The organism is Desulfatiferula olefinivorans (assembly GCF_054657895.1).
The window spans coordinates 24,706-51,268 of the sequence record NZ_BAAHXV010000013.1; the positions used below are offsets into that span (position 1 = coordinate 24,706).

21 protein-coding genes are annotated in these 26,563 nt (G+C 62.3%); 8 read left to right on the plus strand and 13 right to left on the minus strand.

What is annotated here, in order from left to right:
• Positions 1-121 precede the first annotated feature (121 nt).
• Entirely contained in the window at positions 122-946 is an 825-nt protein-coding gene (locus tag ACYQ11_RS11065; RefSeq protein ID WP_459923846.1) for a methylenetetrahydrofolate reductase, read from the plus strand.
• On the opposite strand, the gene ACYQ11_RS11070 is transcribed toward ACYQ11_RS11065, so the two are convergent.
• Both ACYQ11_RS11070 and ACYQ11_RS11075 read right to left on the minus strand, forming a co-directional pair.
• The gene (locus ACYQ11_RS11070; RefSeq protein WP_459923847.1) at positions 913-2,160 is read right to left on the minus strand and encodes a TIGR03862 family flavoprotein; all 1,248 of its coding nucleotides are present in this window, start codon (positions 2,158-2,160) and stop codon (positions 913-915) included. The two genes, ACYQ11_RS11065 and ACYQ11_RS11070, sit on opposite strands and share 34 nt — an antisense overlap.
• 14 nt (positions 2,161-2,174) lie before the next feature.
• A complete protein-coding gene (locus ACYQ11_RS11075) occupies positions 2,175-5,414 on the minus strand; it encodes a UvrD-helicase domain-containing protein (RefSeq protein WP_459923848.1) in 3,240 nt (1,079 codons plus the stop codon).
• Between the two features lie 605 nt (positions 5,415-6,019).
• Here ACYQ11_RS11075 and ACYQ11_RS11080 point away from each other — a divergent pair.
• The gene (locus ACYQ11_RS11080; RefSeq protein WP_459923849.1) at positions 6,020-7,210 is read left to right on the plus strand and encodes a GGDEF domain-containing protein; all 1,191 of its coding nucleotides are present in this window, start codon (positions 6,020-6,022) and stop codon (positions 7,208-7,210) included.
• Here the strand turns inward: ACYQ11_RS11080 and ACYQ11_RS11085 are convergent.
• The 5 genes from ACYQ11_RS11085 to ACYQ11_RS11105 all read right to left on the minus strand — a co-directional run bounded on the left by ACYQ11_RS11085 (position 7,197) and on the right by ACYQ11_RS11105 (position 11,737).
• On the minus strand, positions 7,197-7,484 hold the full coding sequence (locus ACYQ11_RS11085; RefSeq protein ID WP_459923850.1) for a DUF503 domain-containing protein: 288 nt from the start codon (positions 7,482-7,484) through the stop codon (positions 7,197-7,199). The genes ACYQ11_RS11080 and ACYQ11_RS11085 overlap by 14 nt on opposite strands.
• Before the next feature lie 13 nt (positions 7,485-7,497).
• Complete coding sequence (locus tag ACYQ11_RS11090; RefSeq protein WP_459923851.1) at positions 7,498-8,385, minus strand: hemerythrin domain-containing protein; 888 nt, start codon at positions 8,383-8,385, stop codon at positions 7,498-7,500.
• Positions 8,382-9,236, minus strand: coding sequence for an AmmeMemoRadiSam system protein B (amrB, locus tag ACYQ11_RS11095; protein ID WP_459923852.1), 855 nt, complete (start codon positions 9,234-9,236; stop codon positions 8,382-8,384). Before amrB ends, ACYQ11_RS11090 begins: the two co-directional genes overlap by 4 nt.
• A gap of 104 nt (positions 9,237-9,340) precedes the next feature.
• Positions 9,341-10,972: an FAD-binding dehydrogenase gene (locus tag ACYQ11_RS11100; protein WP_459923853.1), complete on the minus strand. Its 1,632-nt coding sequence runs from the start codon at positions 10,970-10,972 to the stop codon at positions 9,341-9,343.
• A gap of 126 nt (positions 10,973-11,098) precedes the next feature.
• Positions 11,099-11,737, minus strand: a complete 639-nt coding sequence (locus ACYQ11_RS11105; protein ID WP_459923854.1) for a TetR/AcrR family transcriptional regulator — start codon at positions 11,735-11,737, stop codon at positions 11,099-11,101.
• Between the two features lie 346 nt (positions 11,738-12,083).
• On the opposite strand from ACYQ11_RS11105, the gene ACYQ11_RS11110 reads away from it, so the two are divergent.
• From ACYQ11_RS11110 to ACYQ11_RS11135, 6 genes are all read left to right on the plus strand, one after another.
• Complete coding sequence (locus tag ACYQ11_RS11110) at positions 12,084-13,268, plus strand: DUF2325 domain-containing protein (RefSeq protein WP_459923855.1); 1,185 nt, start codon at positions 12,084-12,086, stop codon at positions 13,266-13,268.
• Between the two features lie 71 nt (positions 13,269-13,339).
• Positions 13,340-13,525, plus strand: coding sequence for a hypothetical protein (locus tag ACYQ11_RS11115; RefSeq protein WP_459923856.1), 186 nt, complete (start codon positions 13,340-13,342; stop codon positions 13,523-13,525).
• Between the two features lie 22 nt (positions 13,526-13,547).
• Positions 13,548-14,555 (plus strand): biotin--[acetyl-CoA-carboxylase] ligase, encoded by a 1,008-nt coding sequence (locus ACYQ11_RS11120; RefSeq protein ID WP_459923857.1) that lies wholly within the window; start codon positions 13,548-13,550, stop codon positions 14,553-14,555.
• A 186-nt stretch (positions 14,556-14,741) separates the two neighbouring features.
• Complete coding sequence (locus tag ACYQ11_RS11125) at positions 14,742-15,512, plus strand: motility protein A (protein WP_459923858.1); 771 nt, start codon at positions 14,742-14,744, stop codon at positions 15,510-15,512.
• On the plus strand, positions 15,509-16,273 hold the full coding sequence (locus tag ACYQ11_RS11130) for an OmpA/MotB family protein (RefSeq protein ID WP_459923859.1): 765 nt from the start codon (positions 15,509-15,511) through the stop codon (positions 16,271-16,273). Before ACYQ11_RS11125 ends, ACYQ11_RS11130 begins: the two co-directional genes overlap by 4 nt.
• A complete protein-coding gene (locus ACYQ11_RS11135) occupies positions 16,248-16,691 on the plus strand; it encodes a PilZ domain-containing protein (protein WP_459923860.1) in 444 nt (147 codons plus the stop codon). The genes ACYQ11_RS11130 and ACYQ11_RS11135 overlap by 26 nt, the downstream gene beginning before the upstream one ends.
• Here the strand turns inward: ACYQ11_RS11135 and ACYQ11_RS11140 are convergent.
• From ACYQ11_RS11140 to floA, 6 genes are all read right to left on the minus strand, one after another.
• Positions 16,676-18,118: a peptidoglycan-binding domain-containing protein gene (locus tag ACYQ11_RS11140; RefSeq protein ID WP_459923861.1), complete on the minus strand. Its 1,443-nt coding sequence runs from the start codon at positions 18,116-18,118 to the stop codon at positions 16,676-16,678. The genes ACYQ11_RS11135 and ACYQ11_RS11140 overlap by 16 nt on opposite strands.
• 19 nt (positions 18,119-18,137) lie before the next feature.
• Complete coding sequence (locus ACYQ11_RS11145) at positions 18,138-21,074, minus strand: GLUG motif-containing protein (RefSeq protein WP_459923862.1); 2,937 nt, start codon at positions 21,072-21,074, stop codon at positions 18,138-18,140.
• Positions 21,075-21,354: 280 nt separating this feature from the next.
• The gene (locus ACYQ11_RS11150) at positions 21,355-23,208 is read right to left on the minus strand and encodes a hypothetical protein (RefSeq protein ID WP_459923863.1); all 1,854 of its coding nucleotides are present in this window, start codon (positions 23,206-23,208) and stop codon (positions 21,355-21,357) included.
• A complete protein-coding gene (locus ACYQ11_RS11155) occupies positions 23,205-24,668 on the minus strand; it encodes a hypothetical protein (protein ID WP_459923864.1) in 1,464 nt (487 codons plus the stop codon). Before ACYQ11_RS11155 ends, ACYQ11_RS11150 begins: the two co-directional genes overlap by 4 nt.
• A 98-nt stretch (positions 24,669-24,766) precedes the next feature.
• Entirely contained in the window at positions 24,767-25,345 is a 579-nt protein-coding gene (locus tag ACYQ11_RS11160) for a hypothetical protein (RefSeq protein WP_459923865.1), read from the minus strand.
• Between the two features lie 15 nt (positions 25,346-25,360).
• On the minus strand, positions 25,361-26,347 hold the full coding sequence (gene floA / locus ACYQ11_RS11165) for a flotillin-like protein FloA (protein WP_459923866.1): 987 nt from the start codon (positions 26,345-26,347) through the stop codon (positions 25,361-25,363).
• Between the last annotated feature and the right edge of the window lie 216 nt (positions 26,348-26,563).

Genomic DNA, 26,563 nt, shown 5'->3' on the forward strand with positions numbered 1-26,563 from the left:
GATCAAGGCTTGCGAATCCCGAGGAATGAGGCGTACTGAAGGTACGCCTCAGTGACGAGGGATGAAGCGTAACGCTTAAGATCGGACCTTTTACGAAGCCGTCAAACCCACGGAGCCTTTGATGAAAACCCTGCTTGCCGACCCGAACCGTTTCGTCACCACCGTGGAGGTCGTCCCCCCCGGCGGACCGGATGCGGCCCCCCTGCTCGACCAACTGTCGTCCCTGTCCGGCCTGGCCTTTGACGGGTTCAGCGTGGCCACCAATCCCGTGGCCAAATCCCGCATGAGCGCCATGGCCACCTGTCACCTGATCCGGACCCGGGTGGGCCGACCGGCCATTCTCCACGCAACCGTCCGCGACCACAACCGCATCGCGGTCCAGGGCGAGCTCTGGGGAGCCCGGGCACTGGGACTCGACACGGTGATGGCGGCCACCGGCGACCGCATTGCCCTTCACGACCGGGGCCTGGTGTCCCATGTGGGGGATGTGGATGTGTTTGATCTGATTGCCATGGCCCGTGAGGCGGGCCTTTACACCGGGGTGGTCTTCGATGCCAAGCCCGAGGTCAAAGGCGGCTTCGAGAGGGCCGTCCGGCGTCTTGAGGAAAAGGTCCGGGCCGGAGCACAGTTTGCAGTGACCCAGCCGGTCTACGACGAGGAAGGCGCCGCCGCCATTGCCGATGCCGTCACACCCATGGGCCTGCCGGTGATTCTGGGCATTCTCCCCTTGCGGACCTTCCGTCACGCCGAATTTCTTCACACCAGGGTCTCGGGCATCGCCGTGCCCGAATCCCTGCGCCGCCGCATGGAAACCGCCAAAGATCCGGTGGCCGAAGGCGTGAAAAACGCCCGGGACATGCTGGCCATCGCCCGAGATCGTTTCAAGGGGGCCTGCGTAATGCCCCCCTTCGATCATTTCGAGGTCCTGGCTCCCATTCTGGCCTGATACCAGGCCAAAGCCCCACGGCCGGCGGCCCGGCCCAGGGCGAAACAGGCGGTGAGCAGATACCCGCCGGTGGGCGCCTCCCAGTCCAGCATTTCCCCGGCACAGAACACCCCGGGCAGACGGCGGATCATCAGGTGCTCATCCAGCTGGTCGAACGGCAGCCCCCCGGCGCTGCTGATGGCTTCGGACAGGGGCCGGGGGGCCGTCAGGGTCAGGGGCAAGGCCTTGATGACCGAGGTAAGACGCGCCGGATCGGCCATCTGTTGCGGCGACAGAACCTCCCGGATCAAACCGGCCTTCACCTCCCGGATACCGGTTTTCCGTTCCAGATGGCCGGCCAGGGACCGGGCCCCCCGGGGCTGGGCCAGCCGGGCCGCAAGGTGTTCCACGGTCCGATCCGGACAAAGATCCAGATGAACCGTCACCGTTCCCCGGGCCGCGACGGCCTCCCGCAAAGGCGCCGACAGGCCGTAGATCAAACCGCCTTCGAGGCCGGTCTTTGTCACCAGAAGCTCCCCCTTCCGCGCCACCTTCCGTCCGCCCGAATCGGTTATGGTCAGCACCACCGGCTTGATGGGCCGGCCGCTGAACCGCTGGCGAAAGTGATCGGACCAGGTCACGTCGAAGCCGCAATTGGCGGGTTTGAAGGGGTTGACGGAGACGCCGCGATGCGCCAGAACCTCCGCCCAGAGGCCGGTGGACCCCAGCCGGGGCCGGGCGGCCCCGCCCATCGCCAGCACCACCAGATCCGCACGGGCCGTTCGACGGCCCCGGGGGGTCTCGAAAACAAGGCTCTGATCGGAATCCCAGCCTCGCCAGACATGGCGACAGCACAAAGAAAGGCCCTGGCCTGTCAGACGGTCCAGCCAGGCGCGAAGAATGGGCGTTGCGCCCATGATGACGGGAAACACCCGGCGGGCATTGCCCTCGAAGGACTCAAACCCCAGGCGGCTCATCCACCGCCGCAGATCATCGGGACCGAAGGCTGAAAGAATGGGTCCGAGCCGAGAGCCCGCGCTGCCGTAAGCGGCAATGAGGGCGTCGTGATGGTCGTTTCGCGTATAATTCAGTCCGCCCCTGCCCGCCACCAGAAACTTAAGGCCCGGCCGGGGCATGGCCTCATAAAGCGTCACGTCCAGGCCGCCCTCGAGCAGCACCTCGGCGGCCATCAGCCCCGCAGGGCCTGCGCCGATCACGGCGGCCGTGCCTCCCATCGCCGCGCCTCCCATCAGAACAGAGACAATTGAACGGGTTTCGGGGCCTGCTCCATGCGGGCAAACACCGGAACCTCGTAGCGAAGACGCTTGCGGTCGATGTCCGTGAGAAAGGGCGACCGGGTGGTCGTTTCAATCCGTCCGAACCGGCTGCGCTTTCGGGCAAAGGACAAAAACAGCAGGTCCCGGGCCCGGGTCATGGCCACGTAGAACAGGCGGCGCTCCTCGTCCGGATCACCGGCCATGCCGCTCTTCCGGAAGGGGATGAGCCCCTCTTCACACCCGGCGATGAACACCACTTTGAATTCAAGGCCTTTGGACGCATGCATGGTCATGATCGACACCTTTTCGGCCCGGAGGTCAACCAGATCCCCGTCCTGGGCCAGCCTCAGGGTGTCAAGGTAGTCGCCCAGATCATTTCCGAAATGATCGGACATGGCCAACAGATGGTCAAAGGCATCCCGGTCGTCACCGGAAACCGCGGCGGATAGACCGGGAAGGCGGCCCAGAATCTCGAGGCGTTCCCGAACCGGCACAGCCGGGTCGGCAAGCCCCGCCGCGATCAGAGGGTCCACGGAGGAAAAACCCTCGGGAACCAGACGGGAAAGGGTTCGAATCTCCTGATCGGAACAGGCCCGCCCCCCAAGGTGTTTCAATCCGGCCAGAAGACCGATGACCGACGGCCGGGTCAGCAGATCGTCCCGGCTGACGTGACGACAGGGAATGCCGCCCCTGCCCAGGGCCTCGGCGATGATGCGCCCCTGGGCCCCCGTGCGGGTCAGCACGGCAAAATCCGAAAACCCCAGATTCAGATCCCCCGGAAGAATGTCCGTCTGAAAATCCATGGAATGGAATCCCGTGCCCCCCATCAGCTGCTCGATGCATTTGCCGATGGCCGTACCTTCGGCCTTTTCACTGGGATTTTCGAGAACCGTGATGGTGCGGACGCCCTCCCGGCCGGAATGCACCGGCGTCCGGGGAAGGGCCCCGTGGTCTCCGCCCCGGGATATCATCTCAAACGCGCCCTCCAGAATGGTTTCCGTGGACCGGTAGTTCCGGGTCAGCCGGACCGTTTCCGCGCCGGGAAAATCGTCCTGAAAACGCAAAAAATACCCCGCATCCGAGCCCCGGAACCCGTAGATGGCCTGGTCCGGATCGCCGATGACGGTGATGTGCCCGTCCGGGGGGCAAAGGGCCCGGACCAGCCGGTACTGGGCATGGTTCAGATCCTGATATTCATCGACGAACACATGGGTGAAGCGCCTCCGGCACTGTTCGCGAAGATCGGCATCGGACTCCAGCCGCCGGACCGTGTCGCACAAAAGATCATCGTAATCCCGAAGAAGGTCCCGGGAAAGACGGTCCTGGTAGTCCCGGAAGAGTTCCCGGACCGCGTCCGGATCCGCTCCGGCCTCATCGTCCGACACATCGTCCGGTCCCAGGACGGCCTGTTTGGCCCGTTCGATCACACTCAGAAGGCGGGCGGCGCCAATCCCCGTCCCCGGACGGCGGTCCAGAACCTCTCGAATCAGAGTCATTCGATCGGTCTCATCGACGATGGACACGACCGGCTCATCCCTGTGCCATTCGGACAGCAGGGCGTGACCCAGGGCGTGGAAGGTCGTGGCCAGGGGAAGGGGGCCCTCGATGCGGGCCGACAGGCGTTCTTCCATCTCCCGGGCCGCCCGGACCGTGAAGGTGATGGCCAGAACCTGCCGGGGATCGACGTTCTGATGCTCGATCAGCCGGCCGATTTTCCGGATCAGGGTATGGGTCTTTCCGGTACCGGGACCGGCCACCACCAGAAGGGGGCCGCCGGGATGGGTCACCACCCGGCGCTGATGGTCGTTGAGCGATTCGGGGTCCTTTTCCGCCTCGGCTTTACCGGATTCGGCTTTGGGCACATGGCCCTGATGCTTGCGGCTGCCCGCCGGGAAAAAACCGCCGGGATCTTCGGAGCCCAGGAAGGAGAACATCATGGTCTGTCCCATCAGCTCCTCCCGTTCATCGTCGGTGAAAATCCGGATCCGTCCGTATTCTCCGTCGTAACCCGGCTGAATGTTCAACCGGGTGCTGCGGATCCGCTCGATGGCCTCGGCCAGCAGCGGGATGCCCGCCTGCCGGATGTCGGACACGGACAGATCCCGGAGAATCACAAGCTCCGGCCCCAGGATCTCCACGGCCCGGGCCAGGGCCTGGCCGACCTTTTTGGTCTGAACCCCGCAGCCGAGAATCTCCGCCATCACCTCATTGAGCGGGATGATACTGTGATAGGGATGGGTCACCGCCGGGCGCTCGCCTTCCTTTCGATCCGCCAGCTCAAGGATCCGGTAGTTGACGCCCAGGGTCAGGGGTTTGCCGCAGGAAGGACAGATCCCCCGCCGCCGCACCGACTCCTCGGGACTGAGGCGCACCTGACACTGGCGGTGTCCGTCGTGGTGATATTTGCCTTCTTCGGGGAAAAATTCCAGGGTGCCGAGAAAACGGTCGGGGCCACCGCTCTTGAGGGCGCTGACGATGGCCGGATAGCTCATGTCCGTATCGAACAGGTTGGCCTCCCGGCCCAGCTTGGCCGGGGAATGGGCGTCGGAATTGGACACCAGGGTCAGATGATCCAGAAAGGACACCCGCCAGTTCATGGACGGGTCCGAGGACAGGCCGGTTTCCACGGCGAAAATCTCGCCGGTGAGATCTTCGAAGCATTCGGAAAGGCTGTCGAAACCGGACCGTGATCCCAGAAGGGAAAACCAGGGGGTCCAGATGTGGGCGGGGATCAAAAAAGACCGCTGATCATTTTCAAGGAGGATTTCCAGAAGGTTCCGGGCGTCCAGGCCCAGGATGGGCCGGCCGTCCGAACGGATGTTGCCGATCACGTCCAGCTTCGCGTTGAAACGCCCGGCGCTGTCGAAATCCGGGAAGTACACCAGGTTGTGGTTTTTCCGGGTCTTGCCGTTCTTTTTGTAAATCGAGCTGATTTCCGATTCCAGCATAAAACGGACCGGGCCAGCGCAGGACGGCGGCACCAGACGGTCGCAGGCGGCCTCAAGGTCCGGCCTCAGGCGAAACAGCCCCTCCTCGTCGGGCACCAGCTTGTCCTTCAGTTCGGCAAACCAGGCCGGATGGGTGCTGTCCCCCGTGCCCACCACCTGGATGCCCTTTTTCCGGGCTTCCACATACAGATGTTCCAGGTCCAGATTCCCCGCCGTGGCCCGGGAATACTTGGAGTGGATGTGAAGATCCGCGATAAATTTCATGGCTGCTATCCTTCAAGGCCCACCCGCCGCCCCGGGTGTTCATGTGAGTGTTCGATTGACCCTGGTGTTTTAATGTGAAGTCCGCATTAAAGTCAACCCATGGAACTCCCCAGGGCAATCAGATGCAACATTCGTTCACGTGCATGTTCACGTTCACGAGCACGGCAGGCCGGACCATCTAACCTGTATCGTCTTATCTGTATCCAAGATCATGATAGAAAAGAGCTCTGGCTCTTTTTTTTCGTGCTCTTCGTGACCTTCGTGGTTAAATCATTCAACCACCCGGTCGCTGCGCTCCCTGAAGCACACGAAGAGCACGAAGAAAACATGATTTGTCAAAGCCTAACACCACCATTGAGAACCTGCTCGTGACACACGTCCCAAAGGAGGAAATACGATACATGTGAGTCCCCCGTCGAAAATCCCAACCCGTGATTGCCCTCGTAAAAATGGGGTGCTATAATCGGCAGGTTGTGTCAACAGGCGATCACGTCCGCCCATCGGACCGGTGGCCGCCGTCAACAGGTGAGGGGATAATGATAAGGATCGATGTCAGACGATTGACGGCGCGTACCGCCGGCCCCCTTTTTTTCGGGGTGATGCTAATGGTCTTGGCGTGCCCCGGCCTCGGCCAGACCGGCCCCGAACCGACGGCGAGCCCCCCCCTGCCGTCGACCGTTTGCCCGACGGGCTTCCGGATCATCGATCACCCGCTGCTGCCCCCGCTTGCCGTCCTCTTTGTTCTGCTGCTTGCCGGGTCGATCCTGATCATTCGAAAACTGATCACACAGCGGCGCGCCCTCGAAGAAATCAACCGCCTGCTCGACGACCGGATCGAGAAAAAAAATCTGGCCATGAAGGATCTCAACGACCAGCTGCGCACGGTGCTCGACACCATGCCCAACCCCGTCTATTTCAAAGACAAGGACGGGGTGTACCGGGGCTGCAACCGGGCCTTTGCCCAACTGGTTCTCGGCATGACCGACCAGCAGATTCCAGGGGCCACGTTCAAGGACATGGAGGGGATCGTACCCGACGATCTGATCGCGGAATACATGGCCAGGGATTCGGAGCTGTTCGACCGTCCAGGCATCCAGGTGTACGAAGGTCAGGTGCCCTGCCCCGACGGAACCCGGAGGGATTTTCTGTTCAACCGGGCCCCCGTCATCGACGATCAGGGCCGGGTGACCGGTGTGGTGGGGGTCATGGTCGACATCACCCGGCGCAAGGCCGCCGACCGGGAACGGGAACAGTTGATCGAGGAACTCAAAAAGGCCAACGACAAGCTTGAGCGCCTGTCCATCACCGACGCCCTCACGGGCCTCTGCAACCGGGGCCACATCAACCGGCGGCTCGACGAGGAAATCCGCAAAGCCGGCCGTTACGGCACCACGTTTTCACTGATCATGTTCGACCTGGATCATTTCAAGCAGATCAACGACAACCACGGCCACCATGTGGGGGATCTGGTCTTGCAGACCGTGGCCCGGGTGCTGCGGGAAAACATCCGGGACATTGATCTGGCCGGACGTTTCGGGGGCGAGGAATTCATTCTGCTGCTGCCGAGCACGGACCTTCCGGGCGCCCGTCTGATCGCCGAGCGCATCCGCCGGAGCATCGCCGAGATCACGTGGGCAAACCTCGACCCCATCACCATGAGCGGCGGGGTCGCCGAATACCGCGGGGAAACGGCCATGGACCTGTTCAAGAAAGTCGACGGCCTGCTTTACGCCGCCAAGTCCTGCGGCCGGAACCGCATTGAACCGGCACCTGACGGGTGCGTCACAGGTGCATGAACTCGATGTCGGCGCTCAGCATCTCGGCCAGGTTCAGATCCTCGGCCATATCCAGCAGTTTGTCCATCTTGGCGTTGATCACCTGCTGGTCGTTGCCCACCATGGTCACCCCGATCTCGGCTTTTTGGTACACATCATTGAAGTCTGTTTCAGCCACCGAGGCGTTGAAGGCGTTTCGAAGCCGGGTGATGACGGCGGTGACGACTTTCCGTTTCTCCTTGAGGGAACGGCAGCCGTGAATGCGCCATTCGATGCGTGCGATACCGATCACCATGAGCGCCCCCCTTTCAATCGTTTCGATTCTTCTTCTCGGAAATCAGGCGATTCAACTCAATGATCTTATTCGGGTCGGCATCGATGCGGGGAAACAGCTCGAGCATTTCATTCCGGGCATGGTGCCGGATCAGAATCATGAAGGAATCGATTTTGCCGTGGGAAACCTGATCCATGGTCCGCCGGTTCACGACCAGGGATTCAAGATGGGCGATCAAAGGTGTCAACTGCCGCAAGATGGCGTTGTGATCCGCTTTCAATGTCTCCACCAGCGCATAAAGCTCCTTGGGACAATCCCCCGACACGGCCGCCTGAAAAAGAATCCGTTCCTCGAAGTCAAAATGGGCGTCCAGATCCTTCTGCATGTTCTGGAACAGGATGAGAAGGCTCTGAACCGTATCGCCCTGATGCCTTTTCTCGAGCATGTTTCGGCAGACCGCCACATAATCGTTGATAATCCGGTGTTCTTTTGACAAGGTCAAGACCACGTTCCGGATACCCGACAGGGGTTCGCGCAGGAGCGCTCGGCGCTGCCCCGTTTCCGCATTGAAACGGCTCAGAAAGGCCCCGATGTCGTCTTTCATCTGCTCCGACACATCCAGAAACTGCACCCCGATTTCGCTTCGGCGATTTCCTGTGCGCCGTGTGAACACCACCCGGGTTTTGAGTGTAAACAGTCGATCGTCGAAGGCCATCTCCAGCAACACAATCGCCGCCTCATCATCGATCAGATCCTCGATGCCGATCAAAGCTCCGCCCATGCTGACGTTCAGGGTCTTTCCAAGGCCCTCGCCAACAAGATTTCCCGTTCCATCGACGACCGTGAAATGAACCAGATGAACATTCTTGAATCTCAGGAACTGTCGTTTCAGGCTCGAAGCCTTTAACGGGTCTTCCGTCATGAAAACAGCACCCCCGCGTAGCCGACCAGACTGTCGTCGGGCCGCTTGTCGTAACTGGTCGTGTAGCCGGCCAGGTCGCCATGCTCGGCCCCCATGGCCCGGGCGGCGGCCACAGCGGCCACCACGGCCCCCGGGCAGCAGGCGTTGTAGGCGGTCAGGGCTTCGTTGAGGATCCCCTGTTCATCCATGGCCAGCATCCGGTCAATCATGCGGCGGTCGTTTTCCTGTTTGACCCAGTCCACCGCTTGCGCCCCCCGTCCGGCCGGGGAATAACCGTAATTCGGTCCGTAATGGGTCAGGTCCGTGGAGCCGATCACCCGCAGGGAAAGCCCCATGGCCCGGGCCATCCGAACCGTTTCCCGGCCAATGGTCGCCGACAGGGGGGCGGGAGGGGCTCCCACGGGGACAATGGGCACGTCGGGAAAAAAATACCGGATAAAGGGAAACTGAAGTTCCCGGGTGTTTTCGGGCCGGGCAGAGGACGTGCCTTCGATGGACAGGTTCAGCGTGTCGGCCAGGGACAGGGCAAAAGGTTCGTGGATGGCGATGGGGCCGAAGGGGGTTTCCAAGCCGCCCTTGACCATCACCGTGGCCGAATCACGGGGGCCCAGATGCTTGCCGAACAGGACGATGACGTCGGGGACACCTCCGGACCGGAGGGTGTGAATCACCCGACAGGCAAGGGCTCCGGAAAAAAACCAGCCTGCATGGGGCACAATACCGGCCCGATACGCCTTCTCCGGCAGCGGCCTTATCGATGTATCGTCAAGAAACTCAAGGATTTCCTTTTCGCAGGCCGGGGCGGTGGCCGGATACCAGCTCCCGGCGAAATCGGCGCGCTTCATGTCCATACGCCTCACCTCATATGGGGGTTAATGGCCTTCATAATATCGAAAGACCGGGGATTCCCGGAAGATATGACCCCCATCATGCCACAAAAATCCAGGAATGCAAATCACAATGTCCGGCCGCAGACGGCCTGGGCCGCAATCCGCCCTGTCAAAACACAGCTGCCCAGGAAGGTGCCTTCCAGAGAGCCCTGGCCGTGGATGCCGCCGCCGCCGAATCCGGCCGTTTCGCCCACGGCGAACAGCCCGGGAACAGGATCGCCGTTTTTGGTGAGCACCCGGCAGGACAGATCGGTCTGGGCCCCGCCCAGACTTTTCCGGCTGAGGATAAACTGGCGGATGGCGATCAGGGGCCGGGCCCTGGGATCATCGATCATCTGGAATTTGCACATGCGGATCTTATCCCCCCGGTAGGTGCGAAAGTTGGCGATGCGCCTCAGCTGATCGTCGTTGTGATAGGCGGGCCCCCGCCTTATGTGGTCGTCGTAGGCCCTTATGTCCGCCTTGAAGGCCTCGGCGTCGACCATGTATTCGTTGTCCATGCTGTTCATGCGCCGCACCAGGTCGTCCAGGTTGTCGGCCGTGACGATATCGGCCGATTCGCCGATCAGGCGATTGACCAGCTCGGTGTTGCCGAAGAGCACGTCCTTGACCAGCTTCACCTTGTTTTTATACCGGAAGGCCTTCATGTGTTCGCTGCCGGACACCGCCAGCTCCTTGATTGCGATTTTCCAGTTCATCACATGCCAGGAGTACTGGCCGGGCTGTCGGAGAATCTGTTCGACCAGATAGCGGGTGTCCGTGTAGCCCACAAGGGGCAGGGGCCCCATGATCCTCCGGCCCAGAGCATTCATCCACAGAGCCGACCGGGGGGGGACCAGACTTAAGCCCTTGTTGGGCATGGCGGCCTTGGGGTAGGCGATCCCCGCCGCGTAATGCCACTGTTTGTCCAGATGGGTGATGTTGCCGCCGAGGCCCTCGATGCAGTCATGGATCAAGCCGTCGGCGTAAGGATGGGACCCGTTGAGAAGGGTGGACGGCGGGCTGCCCCAGGGTTTGTACCAGTGCCTGCGGACCCGGGACAGATCACCGCCGCACATGCCGCCGGCCGCCGCCACCACGGCCCCGGCCGTGGCCCGGAAGGTGTCTTTTGTGCCTTCGAGGGTGCCGTGACACCCGGTGACCCGGCCGTCTGTCATATCCAGGCCGCTGACCCGATGCCCGAAACAGAGCTTCAGATTTTTGCGGTTGGGATGGGCCGCAAGGTCCCGTTCGACGGCCTCGATAATGCCGTAGCCCGTGCCCCAGGCGATGTGCCAGCGGGGCACCGAATTGCCGGGGCAGTACAGCCCCCGCTCGGGCCAGTTGACCACGGGAAGGAAACGGATTTTGCGACGGTCCAGCCAGTCGTGAATCAGATCCCGGGACCGGTTTACGTACAATTCGGCCCATCGTTTGGGCCAGTGGGCGTCCCGATCGAACCGGGCGTAGCTGTGCCAGTCGGCAAGGGCCAGCTCCGGCGAGTCCTTGATGCCGCTTTTTCGTTGAAGGGGGGTGTCGACCATCATGATTCCCCCGAAAGAATCCTTGGCCAGACCGCCGAATTTGTCCGGGGTGTCCCGGTCGAGAATCACCACCTGCTTGCCGAGGTCCAGCAGTTCAAACGCCGTAACCATCCCTGCAAGTCCTCCGCCGATAACCACCACGTCCGCTGTGTACTGTCTGCCGGTGTCTGACATCTGGCTCTCCTTTTTGGTTGGCGAGGTTGATAAAAACAAACTGATCGGTATGTTTTTTTGACCATCCAATCAGGTTCATCGAATGAAGTCAAGAATTTTGTATGGTTCAGGGCAGTTGCCCTAAGGTCACTTTGAGGGAGCCGTATCGGGGGCCTCGAGGAGCCGGAGCAGCACAGCCGTCCAGCTGTCCCGCATCTCCCGATAGTGGTCGGGTCGATCCAGGGAAACCGATTGGAAGGCAAGTCCCCGGAGCAGGTAAAGCGACAGGTTCATCACGGTGCGGGCCGACAGCCCCGGGCGGGACAGGTGGGACAGCCGGGTCTCCCAGATCCTGTCCATCTCGTCGAAAAAATGCCGGATCACCGGCGCAAGGCGGTCTGAAAGTTCGGCATCGGTCCGGCAGGCCACGTTGAACTCCACCCAGACGTCCCGATAACGGCCCTGATAAAAACGATCCCAGATCATCTCGAGCAGGTCGGCCGGCCCGGCGGTCTGTTCGGACAGTTCCCCGGCGATCCGCCCGGCCCGGTCCAGGGCCGTGGACAGCAGGTACTCCGAAGCGGCGGCCACCAGATCGTTCTTGCTCTGGAAATGGTGACGCCAGGCCCCCCGGGAAACCGCGGCCCTGTCCAGAATCCGGGACAGGGACGCTCCGTGAAACCCGTACATCTGAAGGCAGTCGAGGGTGGCCTCGATCAGGCGCTGTCGCATCAACTGACTTTTTTCCTTCTGGGAGAGGCGCACTCCGGTGTCGGATGGTTTCATGCCGTCGATAATCCTTTGCTGAACGTGATGACGCAGCCGCCGTCATGGCCGGTCTGTGGCGACCGGCCGCCCGGTTCCCCGATCCGGACGTGACCATCACCAGCCATAACACAGTTTACCCTTTGAAATCACCCTTTTTTCATGATGATGGCCGGGCCGCGCCGCATGATTCGACATAACGTATTTTTTTATTGCCATATTATTTTGTTTGATATATCTAACATACGTCGCCTCACGGTCCTGTCCCTCGTCCGAAAGACCTCGGATGCACGAGGCCGGACCGCCCGGCACGACCCATTGACCCCGATCCGATCATCGGATCATCACATTCATAAGGAGACACCCCATGATCATGAGCCTCGTTGAGCCAACGGCATCCGGTTCTCCCGGCATCATAGCTCCCCTGTGGGAGCTGTTCCCCAATTTCCGCTGCCCGGTGATCGGCGCCTGCCTGACGGTGGGCGAACAGGCGGCAATTCTGAAAAAAAGCGGTCATGACCCCCGGACCTTAACCGATTATCAGATCCACCACACCCTGATGGAAGCTCTGGATTCGGACAATCCGACATCGCGCCGGGCGGACCGGTTCATCCGTCACAAACACCGCAGGGCCATCGCCCGGTACGGGGTCCTGGGTCCCGCAGAGCTGGAAAACGCCTGGGCCCCGGCCTGCGCTTCCGGCGAAATCGAGGGCCTTTTTTTCACGATCTGCGCCCGGAGCGACGTGGGGCAGTCCCTGAAGGTCAAGGCCTTCGGTGATCTCCACATGCTCTGCCACACCAACATGACCGACATCCTCCGGGCTCGCCGAAAAATCGATGATCAGATTCATGTGAACCGCCGCCTGGCCGCCCTGCTGAACCGGGAGAAAAAGAAATGCGGGGATGTGACCCGTCAGTTGAGGCAGGCCCGGAAGGACTTGGACGATCAAGCCCGGCGGCAGAACCGGCCCGCTCCACCCCCGCACCCGAAATACCCGGCGCCCGATTACCGGGACGACGCGCTGAAAATACTCAAGGCCGATCTGGCCCGGGCCGAGGAGGAAAAACGGCACCTGGAGCGTCAAAAACGCACACTGGAAATCCGGTCTTTCGAACTGGAATCGGACAACCGGCTGCTCAGCGAGGAGGTCCGCCGTCTGATCTGCCCCCGGGCCGACGATTCCAAAACGCCCGGGGATGAGCCGGCCTGCTGCCGGGACTGCACGCACTGTCCGCGCCGGGTTCTGATGGTGGGGGGCATCACCAAGCTTGAACCCTTCTACCGGAATCTGGTCGAAGCCTCCGGCCATGAGTTCATCTACCACGACGGCTACATGAAAAGCGGCACACGAAAAATCGACGACATGGTGGCCCAGGCCGACCTGGTCCTCTGCCCGGTCAACTGCAACAGCCACAATGCCTGCCGGACGATCAAGCGTCTTTGCAAAAAATACGACACGAACTGCAAAATGCTTCCGGGATCGAGTCTGAGCATGATCACCAAAGCCCTGACCGACCGGATTCCGGCGGATCTGACCTCTGCCAACTGAGCAATTGCACTCAAGGCGGCGCTGTGCTAAAAAGCGGCATGATCACACAATCGCCATAAAAAGGGACGGATATGGGACACACGACGCTCAGTAAAAAGGATCGGGACGAACGGCAGGCGGCATACAAAAGCCTGCCCCCCAGCTTGCGCAACAGCCTGACCGAGGAGGAGAAAGAACTGTTTCTCGCCGGCGAGGTCTGGCCGGAAAGTCTCTGCGACAAGCTCAGCGAATTCATCGTCAAAAGCGACGAAGACTGATTCGGCACGGGACCCTTCAGCCATGGACACACGGGACACACTGCTCGATATCCTTCGCAGCCGGGCCGGAGACTATGTATCCGGCGAAGATCTGAGCCGGACGCTTCACATCAGCCGGGCCGCCGTATCCAAGCATGTGGCGGTGCTCAAGCAGAAAGGCTACGCCATCAGCGCATCGCCGGGCAAGGGGTATCTGTTCGCCGGCACGCCTGACCTCCTGCTGCCCGGTGAGATCCGCCACCGTCTCACCACCCGGACCTTCGGCAGAACAACAATCGATTACCACCCGGTTATCGGCTCCACCAACGACCAGGCCAAGGTCCTGGCCGCCCGGGGGGCCGGGGAAGGCACCCTGATCATCGCCGAGCAGCAGACCGAAGGCCGGGGCCGCAAAGGCCGAAGCTGGCTGTCCCCGACCGGCGAGGGTATCTGCCTGTCCATGGTTTTGCGTCCCCGCATGAGCCCCGCTGCGGCCTCCCGCCTGACCCTGATGACCGCCGTGGCCGTGGCCGAAGCCCTGATCGAACTCACCGGCCTGCCGGTGAACATCAAATGGCCCAACGATCTGCTCATTGACGGGAAAAAGCTGGCGGGCATCCTCACCGAAATGACCATGGAAATGGATCAGGTGGATGTGGTGGTGGTGGGCCTGGGGCTAAACGTCAACAGCCCGGTGGACCATTTCGCCCCGGAGATCCGGCGGCTCGCCACCTCCCTGTTGATCGAAAGCGGCAGACGCTGGAGCAGGCCGGACCTCGTCGCCGGGATTCTGGCCCATGTCGAAGCGGCCTACGACCAGATCCAGAACCAGGGGTTTCCCGACCTGATGACACGGTGGAAAGCCTTGTCCGACCTGATCGGACGCACGGTGACCGTATATCTGCTCGACGCCGCACTCAGGGGCCGGGTCACGGACGTGGACGACGAGGGGGTCTTGATTCTTCAGGATCGTGACGGCCGGATTCACCGGGTGATTTCCGGGGATGTCGTGCCGGACGGCGCGCACGAACCACGGACAGGCGCGGACTGACACGGTCTTGTCCTTCGGAGCGGTGTTCACGACCGTCCGTGTGTGTCCGTGCATGTCCGTGTCAGTCCGTGGTCCGTGCCCTTCGCCTTACCTTGACCCAACCCCGTTCACCGTGATAGTATAATCCCGTTTTTTCATCTTTTCCAGCCGTTCACGTTCACATCCGGCCCGTTTGAGGATTTCGCCATGGATCTTGCGTCACTCACCGGAATCATTTCCGGCCTTCTGCTGATTTTCAGCGCCATCTATCTGGGGGGGGACATTCATAATTTCATGAATGTCCCCGGTCTGATGATCGTGTTCGGCGGCACCATCGCCACCACCCTGATCACCTTCGCCTTCAAGGATGTGGTGGCCGCCTTCAAGGCCGCCTATTTCGTCTTTTCCAAGGACAAGGAAGACCCCAACAAAATCCTGGCCACCATGCTCAAGCTCTGCCATATCAGCCGACGGCAGGGCATCCTCGAGCTGAGCAATGTGAAAACCGATTCGCTGTTTTTGAAAAAGGCCTGCGGCCTGATCGCCGACGGGTCCGAGGAAGAGATGATAAGGGCCTCGCTCCAGACGGAAATCGAATCCCTGAAGATGCGCCATTTCATCGTTCAGGACGTGTTCCGGAAAATGGGTACCTACGCCCCGGCCTTCGGCATGCTGGGAACCCTCATCGGTCTGGTCCAGATGCTCAGCACCTTGAACGACCCCACCACCATCGGACCGGCCATGGCCGTGGCCCTGCTCACCACCTTCTACGGCTCGCTGGCCTCGACCCTGGTTTTCCTGCCCATCGCCGGCAAGCTGAAATCCCGGACCGTCATGGAGGTGATCAATCTGGAAATCATGCTCGAAGGTTCGATCTCGGTCCTTGAAAGCAACAACCCGATGATCGTCTACGAGAAGCTGTCATCCTTCATTCCGGCCCACAGCCGGGTGCCCCTGCACAAGATGGTGATCAAATGATGAAAGAGGCCCCGATCACGGAATCGTTGACCGACGAAGACGGCGTCGCCGACTGGCTGGTGACCTTCGCCGATCTGATGACCCTTCTTTTGGTCTTTTTCGTGCTCCTGTTCTCGCTGTCGACCTTCAACGTGGAGAAATACAAAGAAATCCTCGAATCGATAAGGGTCAATCCCGGCACCGGCGAGCCCACGTCGACCCTCCTGGAATTCATCGAAATCCCCGACATCATGCAGACGGAACTGACCATCGAACAGCTGACGGGCCTCAAGCCCAAACCGGAAAAAACGCCGCCCGGCCAGACCGAGAACACCGAGGACATCCTCGAGGACATCAACCAGTACATCACCCAGAAACATCTGGGCGACTTCGTGGTGCTCGAGGTCCTCGACGGAAAGATCGTGATCCGCATCCGGGGCAAGGTGCTGTTTGCCACGGGATCGGCCCGCCTGAGTCCCACGGCCGAACCGATCCTCGACGAAGTGATCAGCATCCTCGGCGAATACAGCGAGTACAACATCAACATCAAGGGCCACACGGACAATGTGCCGATCTCGACGCCGATGTTTGAATCGAACTGGGAACTGTCGGCCATTCGGGCCACCGCCGTGCTGAAATACCTGATCAGGCAGGGCGTTTCGCCGAAACGGCTGACCGCCACCGGATTCGGAGACATGTTTCCCCTGGTTCCCAACACCTCGGAGCCCAACCGGGCCATCAACAGGAGGGTGGAATTTGTTCTGGAAAAAGAAAACATCTGAGACGCCGACCATCGATCTCGACAGCGACAACCGGCGCATGAGTTTCAGGCTGGATACCGACACGGACAACCCGATTTTCGGTCGCTTCGGTGAGCACCGGGTTCTGATGCGGAACATCAGCGCCGGGGGACTGTCCTTCGACTGGGACAGGGGGCGCGCCGGAGACCGTCAGTGTCTGGCCATGACCCTGCCCGGACGCAAGGGATTCGCTCTGGAAGCCCGGGCGGAAATCCTCCGGATCTCAGGTGAGAGTACCTGTCACTGCCGTTTTGTGGACCTTGATCCCACCCTTGAGGAACACATCCATCAGTATGTGCTCCACGCCCAGGTCTTCAGACTTCGCAGACAGCGTTGGCTGAGGCGCCGTCCCTCCGGTGAACCCGACGTGTCCGCCGATCAGGATCAGAACACCATGTGAAGGCCCAAAACCGGTCCGTGGGAAAGATTTCGTCGGTAGAACCGCACCTCGTCGTCATCGGAATCTCCGGGCAGTTCCCAGACGGGCCAGTGAACGGACAGGCCGTAACCCAGGGTGAGGTTCATCGTTCCGGTTTTGCGCACCCGCCTGTAGACCAGGCCCGCTTCGGGACTGACCTTGACATTGAACCGGATCAGCGACGATGAAAAGCGATGATCCAGATCCCGGCTCAGGGCGTCGATCACCCCGTCGGACACCGTACCCAGAGCCAGGCCGCCATAAAACCCCGCCGTCAGGTAGGGAACCAGATGCCCCCGACCGAAAACCGGCCCCTTGCCTGCAGCCAGGCTGTCGTAGCGCAGCGCCAGATTGACCGTACTCAGCTGAAAATCCTCATCAAACCGGATGGCCCGCAAGGCGGCGTCCGCGGCCCGACAGGAAACCAGGGTCGGATAGATCTCATGACTGACGTTCAGCCCCGCGTCCAGCCCCGGACGATACCGCAGCAGCCATTCCGCTTCGAGACTCCGGCTTTCAATGGTGTGTTCCAATCCGCCGAACACCGCCCCCGATTCCACCTCCACATAATCCACATGCACGACAAAGGGGCGCTTTTTCAGCTCGAAGGCCCAGCCGAGCCCCAGGGCGTCCGCCGCCTTGTCCCCGCCGGTCAGACGGCTGGTGGCTCCATAAACATAATCGTCGTCATCATGGACGGTCACGCGGGTGAATACCAGCGATTCGCTTTGGTACCGCACGGCCTCATCGGGGTTCAGGGTCCGGTTGAGGGCGTCGTAATCGGTGCTGTCGTAACCCGAATGGGGCCGGTAACACAGGGCGCCCACGGCCGCGGTCAGATAGGGTGCGGTCCGCCGGATCGCCGGAGGCTGGGGCGTCGCCACGGGTTCCGGCGACGCGACGGGCTCCTTCTCCGGTTCCGGCGCCGGTTTGGGAAGGGCCTGGTCGCTGAGCAGCCGGTCGACGGTGGCGGCGTCCAGGTCTCCGGTGACCGTGAGGGCGTGAACCATCTGAAAGGCCACCAGATCGGTCTGGGGGATGTCCCCCTTGCGTCCGGTCACCGGCCCCCGGTAATACCCGAGTTCCGCCAGCCGGGCTTGAGCCTTTCGGGTCTGCTCCTCCAGCTTCTTCCGTTCGAACTCCCGGGTGATCCGCTCTTCCTCCGATTTGAGAAGGGCGCAGGTGTTCGCATCCAGCCGACCGGTGAGCGTCAGGTCGTTATCGGCCTGAAAGGTCCGGACGGCTTTCCGGGTCGCCGGGCCCAGGCTGCCGTCCACAGCTTCGGGGAAATAATTCAAATGTTTGAGAATCATCTGGGCTTTCTGGACCGTCATCTCGGCCGCCGCGCAGGGCAGAGATCCCAGCGCCAGGAAAACCAGCAGGCCCATCATCGCTATCGCCTTGTTCATCGTCGTCCTTTCGTTGCCCTTAGTCGTTGAGGCTGCCGATGAAGCAGCCGCTGCCGTCACCGCCGTACACCGGAGTGTCTGCCCGGTCAAAGGCTCCGATATTGTTGGAAAGATCCGGATCATGGCCGTTTGCATCCACCCGGATCCGGGCATCCGGATCCGGAATCCCGTCGGCGCCGTCGTCCCGGAACAAAAGGCGGATCGACTCGCCCCCGTCCAGGGCGGGGATTTGAACCGAGCCGTCGACCGCTGTCCAGGTCTGACCGCCGTCCATGGACACACAGGGCTCGCGCCACGATTCACCGACGGCCGTAACGGTCACCGCCACAGCCCCATGGGGGCCCAGATTGGTTAAGGTCATCCCGGCTTGCCGGCGGGTCCGGCCGGACATGGGGTCGGCGGTCTGATCCGGGGCCATCGCAAGGTCCGCAGCCTTAAGATCCCAGAGGGGCACCGGACGGGTCCGGTCCTCGGCAATGGCCCAGATCGTGTCAAAATCCCAGAGGCGGTCCACCCCGTTGTCAAAGGTCTCCCGTTTCCGCATGGCGACGCTGTCCTCTCCCTCGCCGCCGTCCGAGGCGGTCAGGCCCGAGGCCGCAAAGTCCCAGAACGAGTCGCGTGTTCCGTCGGGTCCGGCCAGACTTAAGGCCACAAGCCCGCCTGTCACAGCGTCTCCCGACACGGTTCCCGCGCTGTAGCACCGGGTGATGCGGCCGGTCGAGGCAAGGGTTGCGGTCAGGCCGCCCAGTCGGCTTCGGCCGTCAACGGCCATGGTGCTCATGCAGTCGCCGGCCCGGCCCTGAAGTCGGCCGACCAGACCGCCGGTTTCGATATCCCCCCGGACCTGACCCGAACAGTAACAGGCGGAAAGGGTGCCCATGGCCTGACCGATCAGACCGCCGGTACCCAGGGAGCCCGTGACCTCACCCTGAAAAAAACACTGGGAAATCATGGAAAGACCGTCGCCGTCGTGTCCGATCAACCCGCCCACCGACTGATAGCCGTTGACCGTGCCGCGACTCGAACACCGCGTCACCTCGGTGTTCCGTTCACTGCCCGCAAGACCGCCCACCGCCGTCATGCCGTGGACCTCCACACGGGTCACGCCGTGTTCGATCCGTCCGCCCGAGACGGCACCGGCCAGACCGCCCACGGCGTCGCCGCCCATCACCACCCCCTCCGCCGAACAAAACGCGATGTGCCCGTCCAGCTGAGTCCCGATCAGCCCCCCGGTCTCATCAGCGCCGGACACCCGACCCGACACGGCGCAATGGAGGAGGGTCCCCCGACTGCTTCCCGCCAGCAGGCCTGCGGGATGCGATTCACCGCCGATGACCCGGGCGTCTTCAAGCATCAGGTTCTCAATGAGCGCGTTGGCCTCCAGAGTACCGAACAGTCCGGCGGGTTCGTCAAACAAAGATCGATCGGCATAAAGAGACCGGATTGCAAACCCTTGCCCATCCAGACGGCCGTTAAAGGGCAGAGGCGAAAACCCCGTTCCCCCGTTCCACAGGGCCGTGACGGATGCATCCACATCGTCGACAAGCCTGTACGACAGTGTCGCGCCATGGCTGATCCCTTCAAGACCGTAGACGTCGCCGATCCGGTAAGGGTCGTCGGCCGTCCCTGATCCGCCCCGGAACCGGAAAAAAGGCAGGGTTTCATGGCCCGGTGCGGTTTCCATGGCCCAGACGGCGGTGAAATCCCAGCCGGGATAGCCCGCCGGCTCTCTCATCTGGGCAGCGGTCAGCACGGTAATCCCGGTCTGGGGCTCACTGATCAATCCGGTGGCCGAAAGGTCGCAGACGTTGGCCGCAAGGGTTCCCCCGTAAGACCCGATGAACCCGCCCATCGGGTCTGCGCCGGTAACCGTTCCCGTGCTGTAACAAGTGGTGATGCTGCCCGCATTTGCGCCGACAAAGCCGCCCACCGTGCTGCCGCCGGAGACGGCGCCGGTGCTGAAACAGTTGGTCACGGCGGCGTTGAGCTCGACCCGTCCGACCAGCCCCCCCGCCTCGTTTCCGGTCACGGCAACCGGCCCTTCGGCGCTGCACCGCCTGACCGAGGACAGTCCGGACATCAGCCCCACGGCTCCCCCGGCCAGATTCATACCGGTCACGGCACCTACGCCCTGACTGTCGGCCAGGGTCCCGTGGACCAGAAGGCCCACCAATCCCCCGACGGCGGCGTTCGATCCGGTGATCGCCCCCCGGCTGGTGTTGCGGAAAAACGAAAGCACGTCGGCCGTGGTCCCGTTGCCCTGGGCCCAGCCCAGAAGACCGCCCACGGCATCGCCGCCCGTCACCGTACAGGCCGTCTCGCAATCATGAATCGTCAGGCGCACATCGGCGGGAACCACCAGATAGGTGCCGGCATCGCCAAAGCCCTGGACCGTGCCCACCAGGCCGCCCGCGCCCACAGCCGTCTCCGGCGTTGTTCCGCTCGAGGCCACGGTTCCCGACAGGACCGAGCAGCCCGATATCTCGATCGACGCCCCCGCCTCCCCCATCATGTCCACGCCGCCCGCGAGGGCCCCCACGTGCATCAGCCCCGACACGTCCACATCCGCTAAGGTCAGGTCGCAGATCACCACGTCCCCGGCGCCCATGCCGATGACGGAGAACAGCCCCACCGTGTTTTGGTCCCGGCGGATCGTCAGGCCGGTGATCCGGTGCCCGTTTCCGACAAACTGTCCGGTGAAGGGAGAAACCGGCGCGCCGTTCAGCATGCCGATGGGCTCAAAACCCCGGCCCTCGTTCCAGCCTGCGGTTTCCGACGCGTCGATGTCGTTCATCAGAATACAGCGGTCCGCCAGATGGTCCGGCGTGACGGCCTGGAGATCGGTAAGGGTATGGATTTCATAATCCGCCGCCTGCACGGCTGCGGCCGCAAAAAGAACAAGAATCGGGATGACCAGGGTTCGACCCGCCCGCTGTACCGTGTGCATCGTGTTCATTGATTCGTTTCCGTCTTCGTGGGTTGGACCGCAGATCCGGGACCGTTTCCCGAAAAACAAACAGGCGGGGCCGTCGGTCAGGGTCGGGGTGATTGATGTATCGGGTGGCACCGTCCGTGATCCGCGTGCCATGAATGGACCGAAACGGGGAGAAAGGATTCGGACGGCTCCGGAGGGAGCGGATTCATGCGGTAACGTCTTGGTTCGTGACACCGTCGGGCTTTGAAAAACGTTACCCTTAAAGACAAAATATGATGAAATGTCAAGATTTATTCATCGATCAGGGAATATTTTCAGACGGCGTGTTTCCCAGAAGGGGAAGATGTTGACAAGCGGATGAGACCACGTGTTTCATCTCATCGTCACTGACGGGAAGGTTGTAAATTTCTTCCCCCTGACGATGCATGGCGTCAAGATCGAGGACCGTGCCGGGCGCCGGATCGTCGCCCTGATCCACCGTTCCCTTGACGGCGTAAAGCACCCAGCGGGGCCCTTCCAGCGAAAGCACCAGGTAGGCGCAGTCGGATACGGCCAGGATGGACTGGGCTCCCAGCTGGGACAGGGTTTCATAGCTGAGCACCAGGCCGGCCCCCAGCTCGTAGCCGCTGGGGACCATCACGGCTTTGGACAACTGATAGACGCCGTAAGCCCCGCCGCCGCCCAAAGACGCCGCGGTACCCGTCACCAGCGTGGTCCCGGCGATGACGTTGCCGAACAGATCCGAACCGCCCGCCGCGACCTCACCGCCGGCAACGACGGCGCCCGAGGTGACCGCACCGCCGCTCATCACGGCCAGTCCCGCGGTGGTGCCGGTGACCGCCACACCGGCGGCCGCAAGGGGCACCCCGATATACCGGCCGGCGACACCGGCGGCTTTCCCGGTTCCCGAGACCACCATGCCGCCGACGTTGGCGGCGGCCAGCCCGGCTCCGCCCGCCAGATGACCTCCGGCCAGGACGGCTCCGGCCGAGACGGGCCCGGCACCGTATTCCAGAACCCCGTAAATTGCCGCCAGGGCCGCTTCCGCCGACGGGGCCGTCACATCGTAGACAGATCGGGAGGCGTTCCAGCTCACGTCCACGGCGATCCTGGCCAGGGCACGGCCTTCCTCCTCCACGACCATGACCGGGAAGGCCAGGCCGTTAACGCCGATATACCCCAGCCCCCCCGCCGTCATCTTGGCGGCGGGTTCGATGACGGCGTCCCAGAACAGGCCCTGAAGCACCCATCGAAACACCTTGAGACTGGTCAGGGGAAGGCCGGTGGTGTAGACGCCCTCCCATTCATCCCCGGCCCGGGCCAGGGTGCCCCGGACGTCATCGGCATAGCCTGCGGCCGTCCCAACGATCAGATTGACGGCCTTGTCGGAGGCTTTTTTCCGCCTTCGGTTCTCATGGGCGAGAATCCGTGAAAACGAAGCCTCGTCCAGATGATCCCCCGCTGCGTCCAGGTTCCGTCCCAGATTCTCGGGAACCGCCAGATACCCTTTGACAAACCGGCTTCGGGCCGTTGCCAGGCTGTCTTTGGCGCCCTCAACCCGGTCATTGTAAAGCGTTGCCGCCGCAGCGCGGGCCTCCCGGATCAGGGCCAGACGGCGGGCGCTGCCCGCCGCATCGAGCCGCTGACCCAGGCGTGCGCCGTCATCGTCGAGGGCCTCTGCGGCGGCGGCCACCCCATCGGCAACCTGCCCGCTGAAACGCCAGGATTCCCCGACCAGGTCCCGGCCGCCGTCCCAGGTCCGGTCCAGCAGCAGCACCGCCCCCTCCCGGGCGTGGCGCCTTATATATTCCGCCGTGTCCCGGCCCGTGTCCCGGGCGGTCCCGGCCGCCCGGAACGTCAGACGGGTGCCTTCGGACACGATATAGACGGATTCGGACGCCTGTTTGAGCGAGCGGAGAAAGGCCTGACGGGCCCTTAATCCGGCCAGTTCCATGATCAGCTCCGTGGTTTCCGGCGCCGGAGGAATCAGGCAGATCGAACTTCGGGGGACGCGGAACGCCCCGTTGTTGTAAAGCGATGCATGCCCTTCCCGGACCAGTTTCCGGGTGTTTTCCAGGGGGTCGGGCTGTTTTGCGGCGCAGGCCGGAATCAGCACAAGACACGCCACCGCCATCCATGCGTTGATCTGTTTCATCGTGTCTCCCTCAGATCATCGGGAAGTCGTTCCAGGACCCCGCCTATGATGTCCGGATCATCGCTGATCACCTGGACATCTATCGACGGATCCTGCCTGAGTGTATCAAGATCGAGCACCGTGCCCGCAGGCAGGGCGCCCAGGGAATAGGCCGACGGGCCGTCGTCTCCGGTCGCCCTGCCCCGGGCCAGGACCAGAACCAGGTTCGGGCCGTCCAGACAGAGCAGCACCACGGCGTCGTAAGTCCCGAGAAACAGATGGACCGGAACGGCGGTCAGGGCATTGTAGCCCAAAACCACCGCCGACGAGGCCTGATGAATAAGGACCTCGGACGTGCCCCGGCCCAGATCGACGGACACCCGGGCCACATACCGGCCTGTGTTGACGGCGGTGTCGGCGGCGATTTTCCCCGCCGACCAGACGGGTGAGGCCGCCGTGAAGGCCACCTGGTTGACGGCCGACAGCCCTGCCCCTCCGGCCAGGGTCACCGGGGCCGCCGCTGCGGAGGTCAGGGCCAGTCCGGCCAAAAGGCCGGATTCCACCGTGGGGGCGATCACATGGTAGCCCGTCCGGCTGGTGTGGTAAAGGGCCATTCCCGTGGCCTCGATGGTCCGGCCGCTGATTACGGTCACGGCGGCCGCCGGAAGGAAGATCCCACAGCCGGCCCCTTTGGCCCCGTACTCGACGATGCTTTTCGCGCCCGGCTTGGCCAACCCGGCGTAAAAGGCCTTGAGGTAACCGGACAGTATATCGCCCAGGGCCGTCAGGGAATTGCCCCGCCTGCCCGATTGTTCATACTCGGCGTGAAAGGCCCGGGCCGCCTCGTCAAAGGCGTCGTCCCAGGACAGGGCCACCGTCTCGGCCACCACGCGGTTCGCACGGTCGGCAAGCTGACGGATATTTGAAAAATCCTCGCTCAGCGTATCGAAATAATGACCGGGCAGGGCGGTCAGGCGAAGGTATTCCTCGCTGCTGCGCCTGATCACGCTGAGGTTGCCCCGGATAAAATGCAGACAGGCGGCCTGAAACCGGTCCGCGGCAAAATCAACCTCTTCGCCGGCCAGATCGAGGGCCCCGGAAAGCAGCGCCCCGCTGATCACGGTGCCCCCTTCGAGCAGCCCCACGGACCGGGACAGAGCCGCCTTGCCGTCGTCAGCCGTCTTCTCGGCGTAATCGAGGCTGTGCCGTTTCACATCCCCTGCGATCATCCGAAGGGATTCGGCGGATCGCCGAAAGGCGTTTTCGCGGGCGTAGGCCAAAGCGTCCCGGCTGGAGGTGACCACAAACCAGCCCTCGTCGTAAAGCATCTGATGACCGCGGATTCCGGCCCGGGTCATGGGCAGCAGGGACTCCGCAGGCGAGGCCGGCGATCCGGACGGCCCGGGGCCGCCGGTACACCCGCAGACGGTGAAGACCATCAGCATCACCGTCAGGCGGACGGTGGGTCGTGGCGTGGTCATGGTGTCCTTTCCCGTGCGCCCGTCCGAATAGGGGGGGGACGCCGTTAGGTGAAATAAAAAAAACACCCGGAAAGAAACCCGGGTGTTTTTTCTTGGGATTATTTTCTGAGCGACAGGGGTTTGGCCAGTATCTCCGACCAGATCACCGCATGCTGAAGATGCCGCCGGCCCCGTTGCCGGGCCAGGGACGGCGGCCGCCGGCCGGAAGGAACCGGTTTCGGCACCGCCTCCGGCTCGGCGGCGCGGATGTTCCGATGGTTGTCCTCATCCGTCTCGTCCGCCGTGTCCGCCTCACTGTCCCAGCGATCCTGCCGGGATGCCGGGGCGGAAGGCACCTCGTAGAGCACGCTCTGCCGAAGAACCCGGGCCGGTTCGGCCTCGTCGGCGTCCTCATCGACCACGGCGTCCCAGAGGCTCTCCTCCTCGTCTTCGTCGTCCTCCTCATACCGGCCGTCGGGCACCGGCGGAGGCGGGGGCGGCGCTGTCTGGGCCTGCATCTCCCGGTTGGCCTTTTCGATCTCGTCCTTGATCTGCTCGGCCATCTCCCGGAGCTTTTTCCCGATGCCGGTCGTCCCCTTGGCTTCACCCGCGCCCTTTTTCCCGTGGGACATGGCTTTGCGGATGGACACGATGATGTATATGATCACCCCGATGGTGATCAGCGTATCAAAATTCATGGGCTCCCCGCTTGGTTAGACGTTGCGGTCTTCGGACGAGTCCTCGTCGGCCACGATCTTCTCCCGCATCTGGGTATCGGCCATGATGTTCTTCATTTTATAGTAATCCATGATGCCCAGGTTGCCGCTGCGGAAGGCCTCGGCCATGGCCAGGGGAATCTGGGCCTCGGCCTCGACCACCTTGGCGCGCATGGCCACCACCTTGGCCTTCATTTCCTGCTCGGCGGCGAAGGCCATGGCCCGGCGTTCCTCGGCCTTGGCCTGGGCGATCTTCTTGTCGGCCTCGGCCCGGTCGGTTTCCAGGTCGGCGCCGATGTTCTTTCCCACATCCACGTCGGCGATATCGATGGACAGGATTTCATAGGCCGTACCTGAGTCCAGGCCCTTGGCCAGAACGGTCTTGGAGATGGTGTCGGGATTTTCAAGCACTTCCTTGTGGCTCTTGGCCGAGCCGATGGTGGACACGATGCCCTCGCCGACCCGGGCCAGAATGGTGTCGGCCCCGGCCCCGCCCACCAGGCGGTCGATGTTGGCCCGGACGGTCACCCGGGAAATGGCCTTGAGCTGAATGCCGTCCTTGGCCATGGCGGCGATTTTCGGCGTTTCGATGACCTTGGGATTGACGCTCATCTGCACGGCTTCGAGCACGTTACGTCCGGCCAGGTCGATGGCTGCGGCCCGGTTGAACTTCAGGTCGATGTTGGCCTTGTCCGCGGCGATCAGGGCCTGGACCACCCGGGTCACGTTGCCCCCGGCCAGATAGTGGGATTCCAACCCGTCCGTATCCACGCTGATGCCGGCCTTGACGGCCATGATCAGCGATTCGATGATCAGTTTGGGCGGGACTTTCCTGAATCGCATGAACACGATGTTGAAAATCCCCACATGGGCCCCCGACACCAGGGCCTGAATCCAGAGCTTGATCGACGAGCCCACGAAAAAGACCATGATGACAATGGCGAGCAGAACAATGACAAAGAAAATGGTGTTCAAGTTGGCCATACTTTCCCCCTGCGTGATGTGGAGCACCGGAAGGGATAAAGGGGAAAGGAACCCTTACCCTGCCGGACCCTCCGTGAATGTTAGGTTCTTAAGTGTGATGGCTTCGTAAAACGTCCGATTTTAAGCGTTGCGCTTCATCCCTCGTCACTGCGGCGTACCCTTAAGTACGTCTCATTCCTCGGGATTCGCGACGCCGTAAGCTCGAACGTTTTTCTT

Bases quoted from the DNA above. Each gene is read 5' to 3' on its own strand.
- ACYQ11_RS11140 (WP_459923861.1), bottom strand. From the start codon at position 18,118: ATGAACAAGGCGATAGCGATGATGGGCCTGCTGGTTTTCCTGGCGCTG.
- ACYQ11_RS11075 (WP_459923848.1), bottom strand. From the start codon at position 5,414: ATGAAATTTATCGCGGATCTTCACATCCACTCCAAGTATTCCCGGGCC.
- ACYQ11_RS11065 (WP_459923846.1), top strand. From the start codon at position 122: ATGAAAACCCTGCTTGCCGACCCGAACCGTTTCGTCACCACCGTGGAG.
- ACYQ11_RS11130 (WP_459923859.1), top strand. From the start codon at position 15,509: ATGATGAAAGAGGCCCCGATCACGGAATCGTTGACCGACGAAGACGGC.
- ACYQ11_RS11115 (WP_459923856.1), top strand. From the start codon at position 13,340: ATGGGACACACGACGCTCAGTAAAAAGGATCGGGACGAACGGCAGGCG.
- amrB (WP_459923852.1), bottom strand. From the start codon at position 9,236: ATGGACATGAAGCGCGCCGATTTCGCCGGGAGCTGGTATCCGGCCACC.
- ACYQ11_RS11150 (WP_459923863.1), bottom strand. From the start codon at position 23,208: ATGAAACAGATCAACGCATGGATGGCGGTGGCGTGTCTTGTGCTGATT.
- ACYQ11_RS11160 (WP_459923865.1), bottom strand. From the start codon at position 25,345: ATGAATTTTGATACGCTGATCACCATCGGGGTGATCATATACATCATC.
- ACYQ11_RS11080 (WP_459923849.1), top strand. From the start codon at position 6,020: ATGGTCTTGGCGTGCCCCGGCCTCGGCCAGACCGGCCCCGAACCGACG.
- floA (WP_459923866.1), bottom strand. From the start codon at position 26,347: ATGGCCAACTTGAACACCATTTTCTTTGTCATTGTTCTGCTCGCCATT.
- ACYQ11_RS11145 (WP_459923862.1), bottom strand. From the start codon at position 21,074: ATGAACACGATGCACACGGTACAGCGGGCGGGTCGAACCCTGGTCATC.
- ACYQ11_RS11090 (WP_459923851.1), bottom strand. From the start codon at position 8,385: ATGACGGAAGACCCGTTAAAGGCTTCGAGCCTGAAACGACAGTTCCTG.
- ACYQ11_RS11070 (WP_459923847.1), bottom strand. From the start codon at position 2,160: ATGGGAGGCACGGCCGCCGTGATCGGCGCAGGCCCTGCGGGGCTGATG.
- ACYQ11_RS11100 (WP_459923853.1), bottom strand. From the start codon at position 10,972: ATGTCAGACACCGGCAGACAGTACACAGCGGACGTGGTGGTTATCGGC.
- ACYQ11_RS11120 (WP_459923857.1), top strand. From the start codon at position 13,548: ATGGACACACGGGACACACTGCTCGATATCCTTCGCAGCCGGGCCGGA.
- ACYQ11_RS11125 (WP_459923858.1), top strand. From the start codon at position 14,742: ATGGATCTTGCGTCACTCACCGGAATCATTTCCGGCCTTCTGCTGATT.
- ACYQ11_RS11155 (WP_459923864.1), bottom strand. From the start codon at position 24,668: ATGACCACGCCACGACCCACCGTCCGCCTGACGGTGATGCTGATGGTC.
- ACYQ11_RS11085 (WP_459923850.1), bottom strand. From the start codon at position 7,484: ATGGTGATCGGTATCGCACGCATCGAATGGCGCATTCACGGCTGCCGT.
- ACYQ11_RS11105 (WP_459923854.1), bottom strand. From the start codon at position 11,737: ATGAAACCATCCGACACCGGAGTGCGCCTCTCCCAGAAGGAAAAAAGT.
- ACYQ11_RS11110 (WP_459923855.1), top strand. From the start codon at position 12,084: ATGATCATGAGCCTCGTTGAGCCAACGGCATCCGGTTCTCCCGGCATC.